17 protein-coding genes are annotated in these 17,298 nt (G+C 72.0%); 12 read left to right on the top strand and 5 right to left on the bottom strand.

Going from position 1 to position 17,298, the window contains the following annotated elements; genetic code table 11:
- Positions 1–123: 123 nt before the first annotated feature.
- From ACFUJR_RS05675 to ACFUJR_RS05665, 3 genes are all read left to right on the top strand, one after another.
- On the top strand, positions 124–1,215 hold the full coding sequence (locus ACFUJR_RS05675; RefSeq protein WP_383166144.1) for a fatty acid desaturase family protein: 1,092 nt from the start codon (positions 124–126) through the stop codon (positions 1,213–1,215).
- 15 nt (positions 1,216–1,230) lie between these two features.
- Positions 1,231–1,413: a hypothetical protein gene (locus ACFUJR_RS05670; RefSeq protein WP_383166141.1), complete on the top strand. Its 183-nt coding sequence runs from the start codon at positions 1,231–1,233 to the stop codon at positions 1,411–1,413.
- A 111-nt stretch (positions 1,414–1,524) separates the two neighbouring features.
- Complete coding sequence (locus ACFUJR_RS05665) at positions 1,525–2,070, top strand: MOSC domain-containing protein (protein ID WP_383166138.1); 546 nt, start codon at positions 1,525–1,527, stop codon at positions 2,068–2,070.
- 211 nt (positions 2,071–2,281) lie between these two features.
- Here ACFUJR_RS05665 and ACFUJR_RS05660 read toward each other — a convergent pair whose 3' ends face one another.
- The 4 genes from ACFUJR_RS05660 to ACFUJR_RS05645 form a co-directional block, all read right to left on the bottom strand.
- The gene (locus ACFUJR_RS05660) at positions 2,282–3,700 is read right to left on the bottom strand and encodes a tannase/feruloyl esterase family alpha/beta hydrolase (protein WP_383166135.1); all 1,419 of its coding nucleotides are present in this window, start codon (positions 3,698–3,700) and stop codon (positions 2,282–2,284) included.
- 203 nt (positions 3,701–3,903) lie between these two features.
- A complete protein-coding gene (locus ACFUJR_RS05655) occupies positions 3,904–4,773 on the bottom strand; it encodes a hypothetical protein (protein WP_383166132.1) in 870 nt (289 codons plus the stop codon).
- 90 nt (positions 4,774–4,863) lie between these two features.
- Positions 4,864–5,169, bottom strand: coding sequence for a hypothetical protein (locus ACFUJR_RS05650; RefSeq protein ID WP_383166129.1), 306 nt, complete (start codon positions 5,167–5,169; stop codon positions 4,864–4,866).
- Positions 5,170–5,255: 86 nt separating this feature from the next.
- Positions 5,256–5,870: a class I SAM-dependent methyltransferase gene (locus tag ACFUJR_RS05645; protein WP_383166126.1), complete on the bottom strand. Its 615-nt coding sequence runs from the start codon at positions 5,868–5,870 to the stop codon at positions 5,256–5,258.
- Positions 5,871–6,021: 151 nt separating this feature from the next.
- On the opposite strand from ACFUJR_RS05645, the gene ACFUJR_RS05640 reads away from it, so the two are divergent.
- From ACFUJR_RS05640 to ACFUJR_RS05620, 5 genes are all read left to right on the top strand, one after another.
- Positions 6,022–6,942: an MHYT domain-containing protein gene (locus ACFUJR_RS05640; RefSeq protein WP_383166123.1), complete on the top strand. Its 921-nt coding sequence runs from the start codon at positions 6,022–6,024 to the stop codon at positions 6,940–6,942.
- A 130-nt stretch (positions 6,943–7,072) separates the two neighbouring features.
- Positions 7,073–10,108 carry a nitrate- and nitrite sensing domain-containing protein gene (locus ACFUJR_RS05635; RefSeq protein ID WP_383450234.1) on the top strand — a complete coding sequence of 1,012 codons (3,036 nt, stop codon included), beginning with the start codon at positions 7,073–7,075 and terminating at the stop codon, positions 10,106–10,108.
- Positions 10,105–10,539, top strand: coding sequence for a roadblock/LC7 domain-containing protein (locus tag ACFUJR_RS05630; RefSeq protein WP_383166117.1), 435 nt, complete (start codon positions 10,105–10,107; stop codon positions 10,537–10,539). The genes ACFUJR_RS05635 and ACFUJR_RS05630 overlap by 4 nt, the downstream gene beginning before the upstream one ends.
- Positions 10,540–10,554: 15 nt before the next feature.
- Complete coding sequence (locus ACFUJR_RS05625; RefSeq protein WP_383166114.1) at positions 10,555–10,971, top strand: DUF742 domain-containing protein; 417 nt, start codon at positions 10,555–10,557, stop codon at positions 10,969–10,971.
- Positions 10,952–11,569 carry an ATP/GTP-binding protein gene (locus tag ACFUJR_RS05620; RefSeq protein ID WP_383166111.1) on the top strand — a complete coding sequence of 206 codons (618 nt, stop codon included), beginning with the start codon at positions 10,952–10,954 and terminating at the stop codon, positions 11,567–11,569. Before ACFUJR_RS05625 ends, ACFUJR_RS05620 begins: the two co-directional genes overlap by 20 nt.
- Before the next feature lie 80 nt (positions 11,570–11,649).
- Here the strand turns inward: ACFUJR_RS05620 and ACFUJR_RS05615 are convergent, their stop codons facing one another.
- Entirely contained in the window at positions 11,650–12,075 is a 426-nt protein-coding gene (locus tag ACFUJR_RS05615) for a PPOX class F420-dependent oxidoreductase (protein ID WP_383166108.1), read from the bottom strand.
- A gap of 163 nt (positions 12,076–12,238) precedes the next feature.
- Between ACFUJR_RS05615 and ACFUJR_RS05610 the strand changes: the two genes are divergently transcribed.
- The 4 genes from ACFUJR_RS05610 (at position 12,239) to ACFUJR_RS05595 (ending at position 17,170) form a co-directional block, all read left to right on the top strand.
- Positions 12,239–12,643, top strand: coding sequence for a roadblock/LC7 domain-containing protein (locus ACFUJR_RS05610; protein WP_383166105.1), 405 nt, complete (start codon positions 12,239–12,241; stop codon positions 12,641–12,643).
- Between the two features lie 83 nt (positions 12,644–12,726).
- Complete coding sequence (locus ACFUJR_RS05605) at positions 12,727–13,791, top strand: DUF6397 family protein (protein WP_383166102.1); 1,065 nt, start codon at positions 12,727–12,729, stop codon at positions 13,789–13,791.
- A gap of 155 nt (positions 13,792–13,946) precedes the next feature.
- Entirely contained in the window at positions 13,947–14,657 is a 711-nt protein-coding gene (locus ACFUJR_RS05600) for a DUF6333 family protein (protein WP_383166099.1), read from the top strand.
- Between the two features lie 161 nt (positions 14,658–14,818).
- A complete protein-coding gene (locus ACFUJR_RS05595; RefSeq protein ID WP_383166096.1) occupies positions 14,819–17,170 on the top strand; it encodes an LAETG motif-containing sortase-dependent surface protein in 2,352 nt (783 codons plus the stop codon).
- Positions 17,171–17,298: the final 128 nt, after the last annotated feature.

Raw genomic sequence — 17,298 nt, 5'->3', positions numbered from 1 at the left:
CGGGTCAGCCCCCCGCGACCTCGGGGGGTGACGCCATGGCTGCGGAGGATCACCGATCCGTATGTTCGAGGGAGTCCGGGTGGCCCACGCCCGGGCCACCGCCCACGGACACCGGAGACCGCCATGCCCCAGGCCACCGCAACGCTCACGGCGCCCGATCGGAGCGCCGCAGCCCGGCGCGGCGGCGACCGCGTCGGCGGCAGCGAGTTCGCACCGCTGCTGCGGACCATCAAGGACCAGGGGCTCCTCGAGCGCAGGGCCGGGTGGTACGCGCGCGGCATGGCGGTCAACCTCCTCGGCCTCGCCGCCGTCGTCGCGGGCCTGGTCCTGCTCGGCCCCTCGTGGTGGGCCCTCCTCCTCGCCGTGCCGCTCGCCCTGCTCTCCGCCCGCGTCGCCTTCGTCGCCCACGACGCCGGACACGCCCAGATCAGCGCGGACCGACGGCGCAACCGGATGATCCAGCTCGTCCACGCCGACCTGCTGCTCGGTATGAGCCAGGAGTGGTGGAACGACAAGCACAACCGCCACCACGCGAACCCCAACCACCTCGACAAGGACCCCGACGTCGCGGCGGACATCCTGGTCTTCGCGCAAGCCCAGACGGCCGGTCGCGCCGGATTCCGCGGCTGGCTCACGCGCCACCAGGCCTGGCTCTTCTTCCCGCTGACCACCCTGGAGGGCGTCGCGCTGAAGGTGTACGGGTTCCAGGCCCTGCTCTCCGGGGACGGGCCGTACCGGAACCGGCGCGAGCGGCTCGTCGAGGGCGCCCTGCTCCTCGCCCACGTCCTCGGCTACGCGACGCTGCTCCTCACTCATCTCACCGTCGGCCAGGCGCTGGTCTTCGCCCTGATCCACCAGATGCTCCTCGGACTCCACCTGGGTATGGCGTTCGCACCCAACCACAAGGGCATGGAGACGCCGGACGCACACCCGGACGGCGAGAGCTGGGGTCATCTGCGACGCCAGGTGCTCACGTCGCGCAACATCCGGGGCGGATTCCTGACCGACTGGTTCCTCGGCGGACTGAACTACCAGATCGAGCACCATCTCTTCCCGAGCATGCCGCGCCCCCATCTTCGGCTCGCTCAGCCCGCCGTGCGTGCGCACTGCCGTACGGTGGGTATCCCCTACACAGAGACCGGTTTCGTCGAGTCCTACCGACAGGCGCTCGGACATCTGTACGAGGTCGGGGAGCCGCTGCGCTCGGCAGCGTGACAAGGAGGCGTCGACATGTCGACACGGACGAAGATCGTGATCGGGGGAGTGGCCGTCGGCCTTCTCCTGATGCCCCTCATCGGCTTCTGGATGTCCCTGCTGGTGGTGCTCGGCGTACCGGCCGTGGCCTACCTGGCTCTGGATCCCAGCCAGCGGCGCCGACTGCGCCGCATCTCCCGCAAGGAGCTCAACCGCTGAGGAGACCGCCCGGCGAGCAGTCGCGCCGGCTCGGCCTCGGCGTACGTCAGGCGTACGCTCGACGATGATCGCGACCATGTGATCATCGGATCGGAGAAGGGGGCTCCCGTCATGAGCAGCGCCACCGTCACGGCGGTCAGCAGCAACGGCGTCTACTCGTTCACCAAGCCGAACCGGGACAGCGTCACGCTGCTCGCCGGTCTCGGCGTGGAGGGCGACGTCCACGCCGGTGTCACGGTCAAGCACCGGTCGCCCGTGGCCAAGGACCCGACCGTGCCGAACCTGCGTCAGGTGCACCTGATCCACGCGGAACTCCTCGACGAGGTCGCCGGCGCCGGCTTCGAGGTCACCCCCGGCGCCCTCGGCGAGAACATCACCACCCGGGGCGTCGACCTCCTCGGTCTGCCGACCGGCACCCGGCTGCGCCTCGGAGCCGAGGCCGTCGTCGAGGTCACGGGGCTCCGCAACCCCTGCGCCCAGATCGACACCTACCGGCACGGGCTGCTGAAGCGGGTCCTCGGGCGGGACGAGAGCGGGCAGATCGTCCGCAAGGCCGGGATCATGAGCATCGTGCTCACCGGTGGCGAGGTGCGGCCCGGCGACCCGATCACGGTCGAGCTGCCGGCCGAGCCGCACCGGCCCCTGGAGATGGTCTGAGCCCGGGTCCGCCCATGCGCGCGTCCCGGGCCGTTCGAGCCCTGGGGCCGTGACCCGTCGCCCTAGGTGTATTGCCCTGTGAGGTCGTCGAAGTCTCGCCTGGCCCGCGACGCCCGGCACCGCACCTCGCCGCGTTGTCGGAGCGCCCGAGTACGTCCAGTGGTCGGGCGCCCTTCCACCTGGCGATGCACGGCACCGGACGCCGCGGGCCCTACCGGCGCCACTTCGACGACAGGGCCTCGGGGTGCGGCAGCGCGCAGGAGTCGACCACGTCCCCGCTCGCCGGCCGTGCGATCGTACGGCTCGCGGGCGGAGCCGTACCCTTCTCGACCCACTCGCGCAGCGCGGCGAGCGCCGAGCGGTAGCAGGGCAGGATCGGCCGCAGCCGGTCCGGGTACGTGTCGTACAACCCGTCCGTGTGCGTCCCGTCCTGGACCGTGTAGTACCGGTGCTTCCCGGACCGGCCCCGCGCGTCGACCATCCCGGCGTACACGTCGGAGTCGGTCGCGATCGGCAGCAGCGTGTCCAGATCGCCGTGCAGGGTGATGAGCGGCTTGCCGATCCGCCCCGTCAGCGCCACCCCGGCGACCGCGCGATGGACGGACGCGGGACGGGAGGCGTAGTCGTACGAGGCGTCGGAGGCGCAGGGGGCGAGGATCTCCTCGACCGTGGAACCGGCCGTCGTGCCCGGGCACGCGGGGTCGTACGTCGGATCGAACTCGGCCCGGAAGCTCTTCTGCGTCACGCCCCAGTACGCCTTCTCGTGGTACGGCCACAGAAAACGGGAGCCCTCCGCGAATCCGGCGTCGATCAGGTCCTCGTCGGAGGCCCGGCCGAGTGAACGGGCGACGGTGACCGGAAGGCTCGTCAGCAGGTTGGGTCCGCGGGCCGTCCAGAGGACGCCCTCCCAGTCGACTCCGCCGTCGTACAGCTCGGGACGGTTCTCCAGCTGCCAGCGGGTCAGGTAGCCGCCGTTGGAGATGCCCGTCATGTACGTGTGCCGGGGCGCCCGGCCGTAGTGCTGCCGCACGGCCTTCTTCGCGGCCTTCGTCAGCTCCGTCACCCGCCGGTTCCACTCGGCGACCGCGTCGCCCGGCTCGCGCCCGTCGGTGAAGAAGTCCGGGCCCGTGTTGCCCTTGTCGGTGGCGGCGTAGGCGAATCCCTGGGCCAGGACATGGTCGGAGATGAGCGTGTCGGTGGCGTACTGGCGCCGGGTACCGGGCGCGCCTGTGACGACCAGACCGCCGTTCCAGTGCTCGGGGAGCCGGATGACGAACTGGGCGTCGTGGGACCAGCCGTGCGTGGCGTTGAGGCGGGAGTCGTCCGGGAAGTAGCCGTCGATCTGCACCCCGGGGACGCCGGACGGATTCCGGGTCCCCTCAGCGGAGAGCCCGGCCTGGTCGGCCATGTCGGTGTACCGGGTGCCCGCCAGGCCGGCGGTCGTCAGATCGGCAAGGCACGCGGTCTCCTGGTACGCGGCCCCGGGTACCTCGACCCGGGGCGCGCCCGCGCAGCCGGGCCGAGCGGGACCGGACTCGGCCCCGGCCGGTGCGGCGGGGCCCACGACCGTCAGGGCGGTCAGGAGCGCGGTGAGGAGCGGGACGCCTCGGAACAGGCGCGTGGACGGCATGGAGAGCCTCCGATGGGACGACGGGAAGGGGGTGCGCCGCCACATCGTGCGGTCACCTCTTCGCGTGCGGCCATGGTTCCGCGCCACACCTCGGGCTCGTCGGCCATGTGTGGGATCAGCGCGGGGTGTACCTGAGGGCGCGTGGGCGCGCCCGGTGGCGTACCCGGGGCGTGGGCGCGCCCGGTGGCGTACCCGGGGGCGGATCAGGCGGGGCGCACCGCGATCGCGTCCAGGGCCTCCAGGAGCGCGGGCAGCTTGGGGCCGCGGGCCACGGGGAGGACCTCGCGCGGCTCGTCGTCCAGGAGGACGAAGGCCATGTCGTCGGTGCGCGCGACCAGGGACCAGCCCGGTCCGTCGGCCCTGAGCATCCGGGCCTCACCCGTCGCGAAGCTCGACCGCACCCGCCCCACCGGCGGGGCGTCCTCGAGGTAGCCGCGCAACTCGCCGAGGGCACGGCGCACCCCGTCGTACGGGTCGTGCGCCGGGCCGCCGGCGGTTTCCGCGCCCGCTCCGCCCTCGGTACCTGCGGGATCCACCCCGTCCACGGCACCGGCCGCCGAGTCGTCCTCGTCCATCCGGGCCCGCCAGGCCGCCCACTGCAGCGCCACCTCGTCGGCCCCGAGCCTGCGCTGCGCCGGACCCCAGCCGTCCGCCTCGGGCGGGGACAGCGCAGCGCGGTCGCCCTCTTCCGGATGGGGGTCGTGCGGGGCCGGCAGGCCGGGCGCGGCAGAAGCGACGGCGAGCGGCCAGCCGGGGAGCGCAGCCACCACCGAACGCTCGTCGGGGGAGAGGTCGTACTCCATCCCGCAGTCCCAGGAGGCGATGGCCACGGCGACCAGCGAGACGTCGTCGACGATCACGGTCCACCGGGCCCCCACGCCGTCCTGGCCGAGGACCAGCCCGTACCCACCGGCGTACGGTTCGATCTCCAGCGCCGCGCACGCCGCCGGGTAGTCGTCGCCCAGCACGCTCGGAAACTGCGCGGGCGTGAGCAGCACGGCGGTCAGCACATACAGCGCGTCGTCGTCGGCGGTAGCCACGGCAGCCTCCCCATCTGGTCGTCGGCGCACCATAACCAGTGCGTAACCCGTGCGTCGAGAGTCTTCGGGAGGGAATGTGGCGGGGAGGGCGAGGGCGGGGTGGCGCGGCCCGTTCCGTACGGCTCAGGCCGGCGGCAGTCCGAGCAGCGACCGCGCCACGGTCTCGGGCGACTCGTCCCGCTCGCGCGCCAGGGCGATCACCGCCCTGCAGGCGAGTTCGTTGATGCCGAACGTCAGGGCTTCGGGGGAGACCCAGGTGACGGCCTCGTCGATCCGGTCCTGATCGTCCTCCGCGCAGCCCGTGACATAGGCCGCCGCCGCTTCGAAGATGTTGTGCTGCCGTCGTGCCGGGGCGGGTTCGCGCGGTGTGTCCGGTCCCCGTCGCGCGGTCGGCAGGAGGGCGTTGAACAGCGCTCGCACACGGGCCATGGCGTGCCGCCTCTCCCGGACACGGCTGCCCGGCACCTCCACGGTAGACACGGAACTGCCGGGAAAGAAGGGGGCGTCGGACGCCTCTACGACGGAATCGTGTCGTCCTCTCGAACGGCGAGCACGAGGTAACGGTCGTCCTCGTCCACATAACTGAGCATCCGCCAGCCGGAACCGGAGAGAAGCGGACGCATGTTGGGTTCGGCGCGCAGGTCGCCGTCGGTGATCTGCCGACCGTGCCGGGCGGCGAGCGCGACCCGGCCGATGGGATGGAAGAGGGCGAGCCGGCCGCCGGGGCGCACGACCCGCGCCAGCTCGCGCAGACCGGCGGCCGGGTTCGCCAGATGGGAGATGAGCCCGGCACCGAACACGGCGTCGAGCGCGCCGTCGCGCAGCGGCAGCCGGGCCACGTCGGTCCGGATCAGCTCCCCGGCCTCGTCGCGCCCGGCCCGTACCGCCTCGTCGAGCATCTCGGGGGTGAGGTCCGCGCCGATGACGGTTCCCGTCGGGCCCACGGCCGTGCGGAGCGCGGGCAGCGCCCTGCCGGTTCCGCACCCCGCGTCCAGCACGGCGACGCCGGAGCGCAGGCCGAGTTCGGCGACGGCCGCGGCGTACGCGGGGCCGTCGTCCGGGAAGCGGGAGTCCCAGCCGGCGGCGCGAGAGCCGAAGAACTCTTGGACACGGGTGGGGTCATCGCTCATGTGTGCATGATGCCTCAGCCTCAGGGGTGAGCGCCCAGTGCCCATGTTCGAGCGCGGCACGATCGTTCTGGAACATCTCTGCGTCATATTCCATCAGCTTTCGAAATGCGCCCCTGACGCGCCCCCTTGTGCGGTCTAGCGTCCCTGGGTCATGGGACACCTGGACCACGCCGCCTTCGGCTGGCTGACACCTGTGCTGTCGTACGCGATGGCCTGCATAGGCGCCGCCCTCGGGCTGCGCTGCACCGTACGGGCGCTCGACGCGACCGGCCGGTCGCGACGCAACTGGCTGCTCACCGCCGCGTCCGCCATCGGCACCGGCATCTGGACGATGCACTTCGTCGCGATGCTCGGCTTCGGCGTCACCGGAACCGACATCCGCTACAACGTTCCGCTCACCATTCTCAGCCTGCTCATCGCCATGGTGGTCGTCGGTGCCGGTGTCTTCGCCGTCGGCTACGGACGTGAGCGGGGCCGCTCGCTCCTGGTCGGCGGGCTGACGACGGGAATCGGCGTCGCGAGCATGCACTACATGGGCATGGCCGCCCTGCGTCTGCACGGCCAGGTGACCTACGACCCGATGCTGGTCGGGCTCTCCGTCGCCATCGCCGTCGTCGCCGCGACCGCCGCGCTGTGGGCCGCGCTCAACATCCACGCGCCGGCCGCCGTGGCGCTCGCCTCGCTGGTCATGGGAGCCGCCGTCAGCAGCATGCACTACACGGGCATGTTCGCCGTCGAGGTCGAGGTCGTCCCGTCGACGGCCGGGCTGCCCGGAGCCACCGCCATGCAGTTCATCTTCCCGCTCGCCGTGGGCCTCGGCTCCTATCTCTTCATCACCTCGGCCTTCGTCGCACTCTCCCCGACCGCCAAGGAGCGCGCCGCGTACGCCTCGGCCGAGCGGATCACCGAGCCCGACGAACGCGCGGTCGACGTGGCACCGCCCGGCTTCCACGCCCCGGGACGGGGAGTCGACATCGCGGAGTCCGGGACCGCACGCCTGGGACAGGCCGACGCCCCGCCCGCCTATGCCTACCGGGCCCGCACGGTCGACTCCGGGCCCGCCCCGTCGTAGCCGACGCCCATCCCGCTCAGAGGTCCCCCCGCGCGCGCGGCGCAGCCGCCCCACCGGGCCCCCGGGCGCACGGGGGCGGCGCGGGGCACGCACATCGCACCAGGACAGACGCAGCCGGAACGAGGAGGCCATGCGAACTCCCCGCAAGACCCAGGACGCCGTGACGGCGGCGCCGCCGCAGGCGGCGCGCGGACGGCGCGCGCACGCGGGGCCTCCCGCCGACGAACCACCCGCGCACGCCCCCGAGGCACCCCCCGGCGGGGTCGCATCGTCCGCACGATCGGCCCCTGCCGCGGCCTCCGACCCGTCCGGGTCCACCGCCCCGTCCGGATCCTCCGCGCGTTCCGTGTCGTTCGGTCGACGCGGCCTGCGCCCCCGAACCGTCCGCGCGAAGATCGTCTCGCTGCTGATGGTCCCGGTCGTCTCCCTGCTGGCCCTGTGGGGATTCGCCACGGTCACCACCGCCCAGGACATGGCCCGGCTGCGCCAGCTCCAGAGGGTCGACGCGGAGATCCGCGCCCCCGTCGCCGCCGCCGTCACCGCGCTCCAGGCCGAACGCCGCGCCGCCGTACGCCAGGTCGCCGCGCCCGGGACGGGACGGGCCGCCGAACTCAAGGACCAGGCACGGCGTACCGACGCCGCCGTCGCCCGGCTCCGCCTCGACGACGGGCACACCGTCGGTGACAGGGGAGACCTGCCCCGTGATGTCGCCGACCGGATCGGCCGGTTCGTCACTAGGGCCGAGGGCCTGGGCCGGCTTCGTACCGCCGCCGCGGCCGGCCAGGGCGACTGGGACCAGGTGTACACGGAGTACACCGCCGCCATCACCGCCGCCTTCGCAGTCGGCGGCGCCCTGACCGGCATCCAGGACGCCGAGATCGGCGCCGACGCGCGCGTGCTCCTCGAATTCGGCCGCGCCGGCGAGATGCTCGCCCGCGAGGACGCCCTGCTCGGCTCCGCCCACCTCGCCGGCGAACTGAGCGCGGACAGGCTGCGCCAGTTCACCGGAGCGGTCGAGACGCGCCGCGCGCTCATCGAGTCCGCCACCGCCGACCTGCGCGGCCCCGAGCGCGCCGCCTGGCAGGAACTCGCCGACCAGCGCGGCTACCAGCAGCTCACCACCGCCGAGGACCGCATCGGATCAGCCGCCCCCGGCCGGAAGGCGGTCCAGGCCGTGTCCGCCGCCACCTGGGACGACGCCATGGCGGTCGTACGAGGCGGGCTGGCGTCCATCGAGACCGACGCCCGCCGCGCCGCCGCCGACCGCGCGGACCCCTTCGGCCAAGGCGCCTTCACCGCCGGTGGCGCCGCCGTACTGCTCGGGCTCGCCGCCGTCGCCGCCTCCCTCGTGATCTCCGTACGCATCGGCCGCGCCCTGGTCATCGAGCTGACCAGCCTCCGCAACACGGCCCTCGGGATCGCCCGGCGCAAGCTCCCCGGCGCCATGCTGCGGCTGCGGGCCGGAGAGGAGATCGACGTACAGGCCGAGGCCCCGCCGGGCCCCGCTCCGCAGGACGAGATCGGACAGGTCGGAGAGGCCCTCACCACCGTCCACCGGGCCGCGCTCTCCGCCGCCGTGGAACGCGCCGAACTCGCGAGCGGCATCTCCGGCGTCTTCGTCAACCTCGCCCGCCGCAGCCAGGTCCTGGTCCACCGTCAGCTCAACCTGCTCGACAGCATGGAGCGCCGCGCCGACGACCCCGGCGAACTCGGCGACCTCTTCCGGCTCGACCACCTCACCACGCGCATGAGACGCCACGCCGAGAGTCTGATCATCCTCTCCGGCGCGGCCCCGGGCCGCGCCTGGCGCATGCCGGTGCCGCTGACCAACGTCGTGCGGGCCGCCGTCTCCGAGATCGAGGACTACGCGCGCGTGGAGATGCGCCGGCTCCCCGAGACGTCTGTCATCGGCGGCGCGGTCGCCGACCTCACCCACCTGCTGGCCGAACTCATCGAGAACGCGGCCCAGTTCTCCCCGCCCCACACCAAGGTGCGGATCAGCGGAGAGCCCGTCGGCAACGGCTACGCCCTGGAGATCGAGGACCGGGGTCTCGGTATGGGCAAGGAGACCCTCGCCGAGGCCAACACGAGGATCGCGCAGTCCGAGGCGCTCGACCTCTTCGACAGCGACCGGCTCGGCCTGTTCGTGGTCAGCCGGCTCTCCTCCCGCCACGAGATCAAGGTCCATCTGCGGACCTCGCCCTACGGGGGCACGACCGCCGTCGTCCTGCTCCCCACCGACGTACTGCAGGGCGCGCTCCCGCCCGGGAGGAGCACGGCACCCGGGCGGACGGCGGAACCGGCGCGCGGGGACGACCCGCGAGGGTACGCGGCGCACCGCGAGCGGCGGGGCGTGGAGGAGGAGCCCTCCCCGCACCACCGGGCACAGCCGCCCGCCTCCGTGGGCGCCGTACCGGCCCAGGCCCAGGCTCAGTCCCAGTCCCAGTCCCAAACCCAGTCACTGCCTCCGTCGCGGAACGCGTCCTCGCCGCGGTCCCAGCCGTCGCCCGCGTCCGGCTTCCCGTCGGCGTCGCACGCGCCGCCGCCGTCCTCCGCCGAGCAGGCGCAGTCGCCGTCGCACGCGCCGTCGCCCTCGCTGCCGCGCCCGCCCCGGATCTCCGCTCTCCCCGGGCAGCCGGAGTCGCAGGATCACGGTTCGCCCGAGCAGCCGCCGGCAGGCGTCACCACCCTGCGACAGCGCGGCCGCTCCGCCGCCCCGCCCCCGCAGACCCCCGCCGCCCCGCCCGCGCCCGGACCGCCGGGGCCGCCCGCCGACGAGTCGGACGACCTGCCCCGGCGTGTGCGCCAGGCCAGCCTCGTACCGCAGCTGCGCGAGGCGCCACCGGCCGACCTGCCACCGACCCCGGCCGTCCAGGGCGCGCACGAACGGACCCCCGAACAGGTCAGGGACCGGATGACCGCCTACCGCGACGGCTGGGCCCGGGGCGGCGGCCCGGGCCCCGGCACCAGACGGCCACTCGGAACGGGCTCAGGCCGTGACCCCGGCCGTGACGCCGGTCGCGGATCCGGCCGTGAATCAGGGCGTGACGCCGGTCGCGGATCCGGCTCCGACTTCGGATCCGGCCCCGGTTCCGACTGCGGCAACGCCCATGCCCACGGCCCCCACTTCGGCCACGACTTCGGCAGTGAAGGAGACGACGCATGATCGACCACGAGAGGATGTCCCACCACCGCTCCGGTGAACTCGACTGGCTCCTCGACGACCTCGTCGTGAGGGTCCGCGAGGTCCGGCACACGGTCGTGCTGTCCAACGACGGACTCGCCGTCGGCTCCTCCAGCGGACTCAGCCGGGAGGACGCCGAGCATCTGGCCGCCATAGCCTCCGGCTTCAACAGCCTCGCCAAGGGCGCGGGCCGCCAGTTCCACACCGGGGGCGTACGCCAGACGATGGTGGAGATGGACGACGGATTCCTGTTCGTCGCCGCCGCCGGAGACGGATCCTGCCTCGCCGTCCTCAGCTCCGTGAGCGCGGACATCGGCCTGATCGCCTACGAGATGGCCCGGCTGGTGAAGCGTGTCGGCGAGCATCTGCACACCCCGCCGCGGCTCACGACGACCCCGCCGGCCGCCGGCTGACCGGAGACACCATCCATGAACGAGGACAGCCCCGGCGACGGCCGGCCCCCGCCGGGCAGCCAGTGGTACGACGCGGACGCCGGGCCGCTCGTCCGGCCGTACGCCATGACCGGCGGCCGTACGAAGCCGGGCCCCAGCAACGTACGGTTCGACCTCATCGCACTCGTCGTCGTCGACGACAACCCGCCCGGCCGGGCCGAGGAGTCGCTCCTCGGCCCCGAACACCGGGCCCTGCTCACCCTGTGCAGGGCGGAGACGCAGTCGGTGGCCGAACTCGCCGCCGACGCCGATCTGCCCGTCGGGGTCGTCCGGGTCCTCCTCGGCGACCTCCTCGAAGCGGGCCTCGTCAGGGTCAGCCGACCCGTACCGCCCGCGCAGCTGCCCGACGAACGGATCCTGAGGGAAGTCATCGATGGCCTACGAGCGCTCTGAGAGCACGGGTGCGGGCGGTGGCGTGGACACCACGGCCCTCGCGTTGAAGATCCTGGTCGCCGGTGGATTCGGGGTGGGCAAGACCACCCTGGTGGGTGCGGTCAGCGAGATCCGCCCGCTGCGCACCGAGGAACAGCTGAGCCGGGCCGGGGAATCGGTGGACGACACCGGGGGCGTCGACCAGAAGACCACCACGACGGTCGCCATGGACTTCGGCCGCATCACCATCCGCTCCGGCCTCTCGCTGTACCTCTTCGGTACGCCGGGACAGGACCGGTTCTGGTTCCTCTGGGACGAACTCTCCCAAGGGGCGCTCGGAGCGGTCGTCCTCGCCGACACACGACGGCTCCAGGACTGCTTCCCCGCCGTCGACTACTTCGAGCACCGCAAGATCCCGTTCGTCGTGGCGGTCAACTGCTTCGCGGGCGCCCGGAACTACGGAGCGCACGAGGTCTCGCGTGCGCTGGACCTGGACCGCGGTACTCCGGTGGTGCTGTGCGACGCGCGCGATCGTGACTCGGGCAAGGAGGTGCTGATCAGACTGGTCGAGTACGCGGGACGCATGCACACGGCGCGGTTGCTCGACTCGGTCGGGTGAGGGGATCTCCAGGACGCGATCCCGAGGCTCCGTCCGCCCCGGAGCCTCGGGCGTGCGTCGTGCGGCGTCGCGCGGGCGGGTCAGTCGGAGACACCGCTCTCAGCGGTCACCTTGTCGATCCGCAGGCGTACGAGGAGTTCGCCGGGGACACCGTTGCGGGCGCCGAACTCCTCGGCGCGCTCCTCGCCCATGTAACGGGAGCCGATGCGAGCGGCCCAGCGGCGCAGCTCGGCCAGGTCCTCGCTGATCTCGGCCCGGCCCCGCAGCGAGACGAAGGCGAACGGCGGCCGGTCGTCGTCGACACAGAGGGCCGCCTGTCCGGTGCGGGCCAGGTTGCGGCCCTTGACTGTCCCCTTACCGGTGTTGAAGACGATGTCGTCACCGTCGAGCACGAACCAGATCGGGACCACGTGCGGACTCCCGTCGTCGCGTACGGTCGCCAGCTTCCCGGTGCGCGTTCCCTCGGACACGAAGGCCCGCCACTGTTCCTCCGTCATCTTCGGCATGCCTCCATGGTGCGTCACCGGGGCATGGGCGGCCGGCTCGCCACCCCCGGCATCGCCAGGGGTGCTTGCTCTGTCCACGACAGTGCGTAAGGCTTGCCGCGACAGGCGGACCGCGGGGACTGCGGGGTCACGGGGACGCCACACACAGGGGGAAGGACCACAGATGGCGCTGGACAAGGAACTGGACTGGCTCCTGGACGACTTGACCCAGCGGGTCGAGTACATACGGCACGCGCTCGTTCTGTCCAACGACGGGTTGGTCACGGGAGCGAGCAGCGGCCTGGAACGGGAGGACGCCGAACATCTGGCCGCCGTCTCCTCGGGCCTGCACAGCCTTGCGCGCGGCTCAGGTCGGCACTTCCACGCCGGGCGGGCACGGCAGACGATGGTCGAGTTCGACGAGGCCCTGCTCTTCGTGACGGCGGCGGGCGAGGGCAGCTGCCTGTGCGTGCTGAGCGGCGCGGACGCCGACGTCGGCCAGGTGGCGTACGAGATGACGCTGCTGGTCAACCGGGTCGGCGAGCACCTCGGGGTGGCGGCACGGCAACCGGGTGTCGGCGGCATGTGAGTTATCCACAGGCCGAGCGGAGACAGGCCTGACGGAGATACGGTCGTCACCGAGAGTAGTCATCGCTCACGGGGGAGACCGTCATGACAGGAGAAGAGACCGTTCGCGTCGCGCCCGCGCCGCCCGCGCTGGCGCTGACGCGAGCAGCGCAGGAACTGGAGCTGCGGCGGGACGAGTTCCAGCTCGCCGTCCAGCTGGGTCTGGTGAGGACGGTGCCGGGCACCGCGCCCGGCACGCCCCGGCCACCGGGGGCCGCTTCGGGAGTTCCACCGGGACCAGCCTCGGGAGTTTCACCCGGAGCAGCTTCGGAAGTCGCTTCGGCAGCCGCGCCGGGGGGCGTCGGTGTGCGGGGCGGACGTCGGCGGGTGGAGCGGTCGGAGATCGACCGGCTCAGAAGCGCGCCGGACTTCCCGGCCGGACTGCGCGACCGCGTCCGCGCGGTGGGTACGGGAGAGGCAGCCGCCTTGCTCGCCGTGCCGCCGGACCGCTTCACCACGCTCGCGAGGACGGGGCACTTCAGCCCGGTGCGGTTCTGTCTCAACCGCTACCGCGCGGTGGTCTGGCTCTATCTCGCCGGGGAACTGGGCGAGTTCGCCCTGACACATCCCGGGCTTCTCACCGGGAGACTGCCGAGGCAGATCAGGGAGCGTGTCGACGGCGGCGAGGACCGACGGCCGCGCAACTGGCGGGCCCGCCGCCTGGGGCTCCTGCTCCGCTCGACCGAGGACCCCTGGGCACGGGCCGCGGCCATCGCCTCGCTGCTCGACCCGGGTCAGCTGTCCGAGGTCGTCGACGACCCGCACGAACGCACCCACCTCCAACGCCTGCGCCCCGAACCACCTTCGGGGCGTACGGAGTCGGCGGCCGCGCGCGACATCGCGGACCGGCTGACGGTGGCGGACGACCCGGACGAGATCCTCTGGCACCGCATGAGCCTCGCCCTCGCCCTGGACGAGGCCCGGGCGGACCGTCCCGCCCCACGTCCCGACACCGCACCCGCACCCGCACCCGCGCCCGACGCGCCGACACCGCGTCCGCCCCGCGCGCCCGTCCTGATCCGCCCACCCGCACTCCGCACGCGAAGCAGCCTCCTCGACCGGCTGAGGCGCCGTAGGGCGACGGCGGACGCAGCGACGGAGGAGCTGTGACCAGCACGTTCGCTTCGTAGCGGACGGTAAGAGTCACACGCGCGGACGGCCCGGCGCGACCCTTGCGGCAGCAACGGCTCCAGCCCCTCGTCGAGAAGACGCGGCGCGATCCGCCCTCGCCCCCTCCGTCGCTGCCCGCACTACGGTGGATGGCTATGACCGACGACACCATCTGGGACTCGCCGCCCGACGCCCCCGTGCTCCGCGACGGCACCTTCAGCCTCACCGTCATCAACGAGCCCTCGCCCCAAGAGGTTCAAGCGCTGCCCCCGCACGATCCCGCTCGCGCGAGAGAGGTCGTCGCGTCCCTGACCTCGGTCGCCGGCGTCACCGCGGAGCTGGCTCCGCAGCCCGCCACGGAGCTGGTCCCGCAGGACACCCGGGCCGACCTCGAACAGGTGCGGGTCGGATGCTGGGGCCCGGTCACCGAGATCACCGACGCGGCGCTGGCCTTCCGGGGCGGGTGCTTCCCGTTGGACGATCAGGCGGCCGCCCTGGCCCAGCGATACCCGGGGGCCGCGGTGATCGGGTCGGTTCGCGTCAACTTCCCCATCCGCTACGGGGCATGGGTCTTCCTGCACCCCGACGGAACACGCCTCTGGGCCGAGGGGTGGTCGGGTGAGGGCCCGTGGAACGTGCAGGGGAGCGTCGACGGCATCCTTGACGCCTTCCAGGCGCGTGCCGCTCTCGACGCCGACTTCGACTTCGAGGCGGAGCCCCACACGATGGACTTCAGCGAGCTGGAAGACGCCGTGCTGCGCACGTTGATGCCGGTGGACCGGCGGGAGCGCGTGCTGTCGGTGTTCCGTGTTTCGCGCACGCCCGAGGCTGCCGATCACTTGGAGGAGACCTGGATGGAAGAGTAACAATCGGGAAACGTAAGGAAGTTGTCAGCAATCGATCGTCGTGTTCTCGCCTTCGCACTTGCGATGTCCCCTAGGGTGGTCGGTCTCCAGCGCCGCACCCGTCGCCGACCTCAGGAGCCCCGCGCGGCGCTGTACACGGGCTCTCCAGGGGGAGAAAGAACGTGACTGCACAGATACGGCCGTTAGGTCGCACCCGTCGACTGTGGCCGCGCACCGTGCTGGCTCTGAGCGCGGCAACCGCCATATCCCTGACCGGACTTCCGGGGCTACCGGGATTCCAGATCGACGAGGCCGAGGCGGCGCCCAAGCCTCAGCGCTGCGACGAGATGTACCTGGGGCACAGCTACGGCAGGACCCCGGCCAACTCCGGCCCGCCCATGACCGGCGACTACGATCCGTTCCCGACGGACGAGAACTACACGTACGTCAACCCCGCCAAGGACTTCGACGGGGTTCTCGCTCCCACCGACAAGCAGCGCGAGACGGCGGGCAAGAACTACCGCAAGTGGCAGAGGCTCTGGGAGAAGAACGGCAACCCGGGCGACCGCGTCATGGAGATGTACGCCCGCTACAACGCCCAGTACGACAACGCCACCGGCTACAAGAACTGGGACGACTGGAAGCAGATACGCTGGCTCGCCCCCCACGGCAACCCTCCGCGCGGCTACGCGTTCATGCAGCGGATGGTCAAGAAGTACAACATGATCGGCCCGGACTGGTGGTGCGAGGACACCCTCGAATACACCGACGAGAAGGGCAACAAGCAGGAACGCCGCATCGACGCTCGCAACCGGGTCAAGGGCGTCAACGTCGAGGCCAAGTCCAACGGTCACATCGAGAACGACCAGTTGAAGGGCGACAAGCAGCTCGCCAAGCAGTACCCGAAGGACAAGTTCCAGTACCTGACCGGTCAGACGACCGAGAAGGGCACCAAGGAGAAGGTCGACGCCTTCAACAAGGAGATGAAGGCGGCGCGTGGCACCAGTGCGCGGCAGGCCAACATCGTCGAGCGCCGCTCGAACGCCATCGAGCGGCCGCTGAAGCCGAACATCTACACCGCCTCCGACCCGCGGTTCAACGCCGACCCGCTGAAGGCGGGTCGCTCCTCGATCATGGACCAGGCACTTCGCTCGGGAAAGACCCCCGCGGAAGCGCTCCGCATGCAGAAGCAGTACGAGGCCAACAACCGGGGCGGCTACTTCAACCGGGGTCCCGGCGGCATCGACTTCTCCAGCATGGAACTCAACTACGTCTCCACCCCCGCCAAGGGCAAGGGGATGCGGTACTCCATGAAGACGAAGTACGTCCCCGACGCGGAGGGCAAGCCCGGCTGGGGCGGTGAGGCGCGCCTGAACCTCGCCAACGACGCGTTCTTCACCTGGCTGGCGCTGACCCCCGACAAGTTCTGGGTGAACCTCAACCCCGTGCAGCCCGACGTCATCATGGACAAGGAGTTCGCCAAGACCGACGCGGGCCGCATCCTGCTGGAGGCGGACCTCACCCTCAAGCACGACTACGCCGACGCCATGAACCCCGACAAGTACGAACGCGGGGAACGCTTCTGGCGCGCCGCGCCGCGTACCGTCGAGGGAGCGCCCTGCCTGCCGATCATCCGGCAGTGGATCACCCCCAAGACGGCGACGGTCCGCGAGCAGGACGGTGGCATCTACATCCTCGACGCACCGCTGAAGGTCAACATGGAGGTGGCCAGCGGTCCCGACAAGCCGCCGAACACCTGCGACATCACCGAGGCGCAGTCCAAGCAGGCCGAAGCGCTCATTCGCAGCGAGATCCTGCCGGAGGTGGAGCGCCGTGTGAACCAGGAGGCCGGCTACGCCGACCTGCGCTACGTCTACCGTTCCCGCGTCGCCGCCGAGCACGTCCGCCGCGCGGACGCCGCCCAGCCCACCGACTTCCGCACCCTCATCAACAGCAACGACGTGAAGCGCTGGCCGCTGAGGGGTGAGAACAAGGACTGGGACAAGAAGACCGTCTACGACAAGTACGTCCACTCGTTCAAGAACGGCGACTACAAGTTCGAGCGGGTCTACGACGGCAAGGTCTGGATCCTGTCCATGGGCGGGGTCGACTTCTCCAAGTCCCCCAAGCGCAACATCACACGGACCGAGTTCAACGTCCAGCACCGTGACCTGGACAGGACCACCAAGACCTCCCTGCAGACCGAGACGACACACCGCGGTACCGAAGAGGTCTTCCTCGGTTCGTCCGGTGAGCGTGGCGGCGGCGGCGATCCCACGCCGACGCCCACGCCCACGCCGACGCCGTCGGGCACCGGTACGCCCACCGAGCAGCCGACCACTCCGGCACCCGGCCCCTCCACACCCGGCGGCGACCACAGCGCGCCGCCGGCGACGAAGGACCCGGACGGCGACCTCGCCGACACCGGCAGCAGCACCCCCGTCGGCATGATCGTGGGCATCGCGGCGGTCCTCGCCGCGGCCGGCGGAGCACTGCTGTGGTGGATGCGGCGCCGCAGGACGGCGGGCGAGTAGGCCGTCCGGGGCATGAGAGGGCCCGGGGGAGGGGGGGGGGGGGAGGGGGGGGTGCAGGGGGGGGCCTCAAAGGGGGGGGCGGCCGGCCGGGGAGCGGGGTGTGGGTGCGACGGCCGGCCAGGGTGGGG

The sequence above is a fragment of the Streptomyces sp. NPDC057271 genome (genome assembly GCF_042668715.1).
Classification (GTDB): Bacteria; Actinomycetota; Actinomycetes; order Streptomycetales; family Streptomycetaceae; genus Streptomyces.
This window is presented reverse-complemented; position numbering and strand designations above follow the sequence as displayed.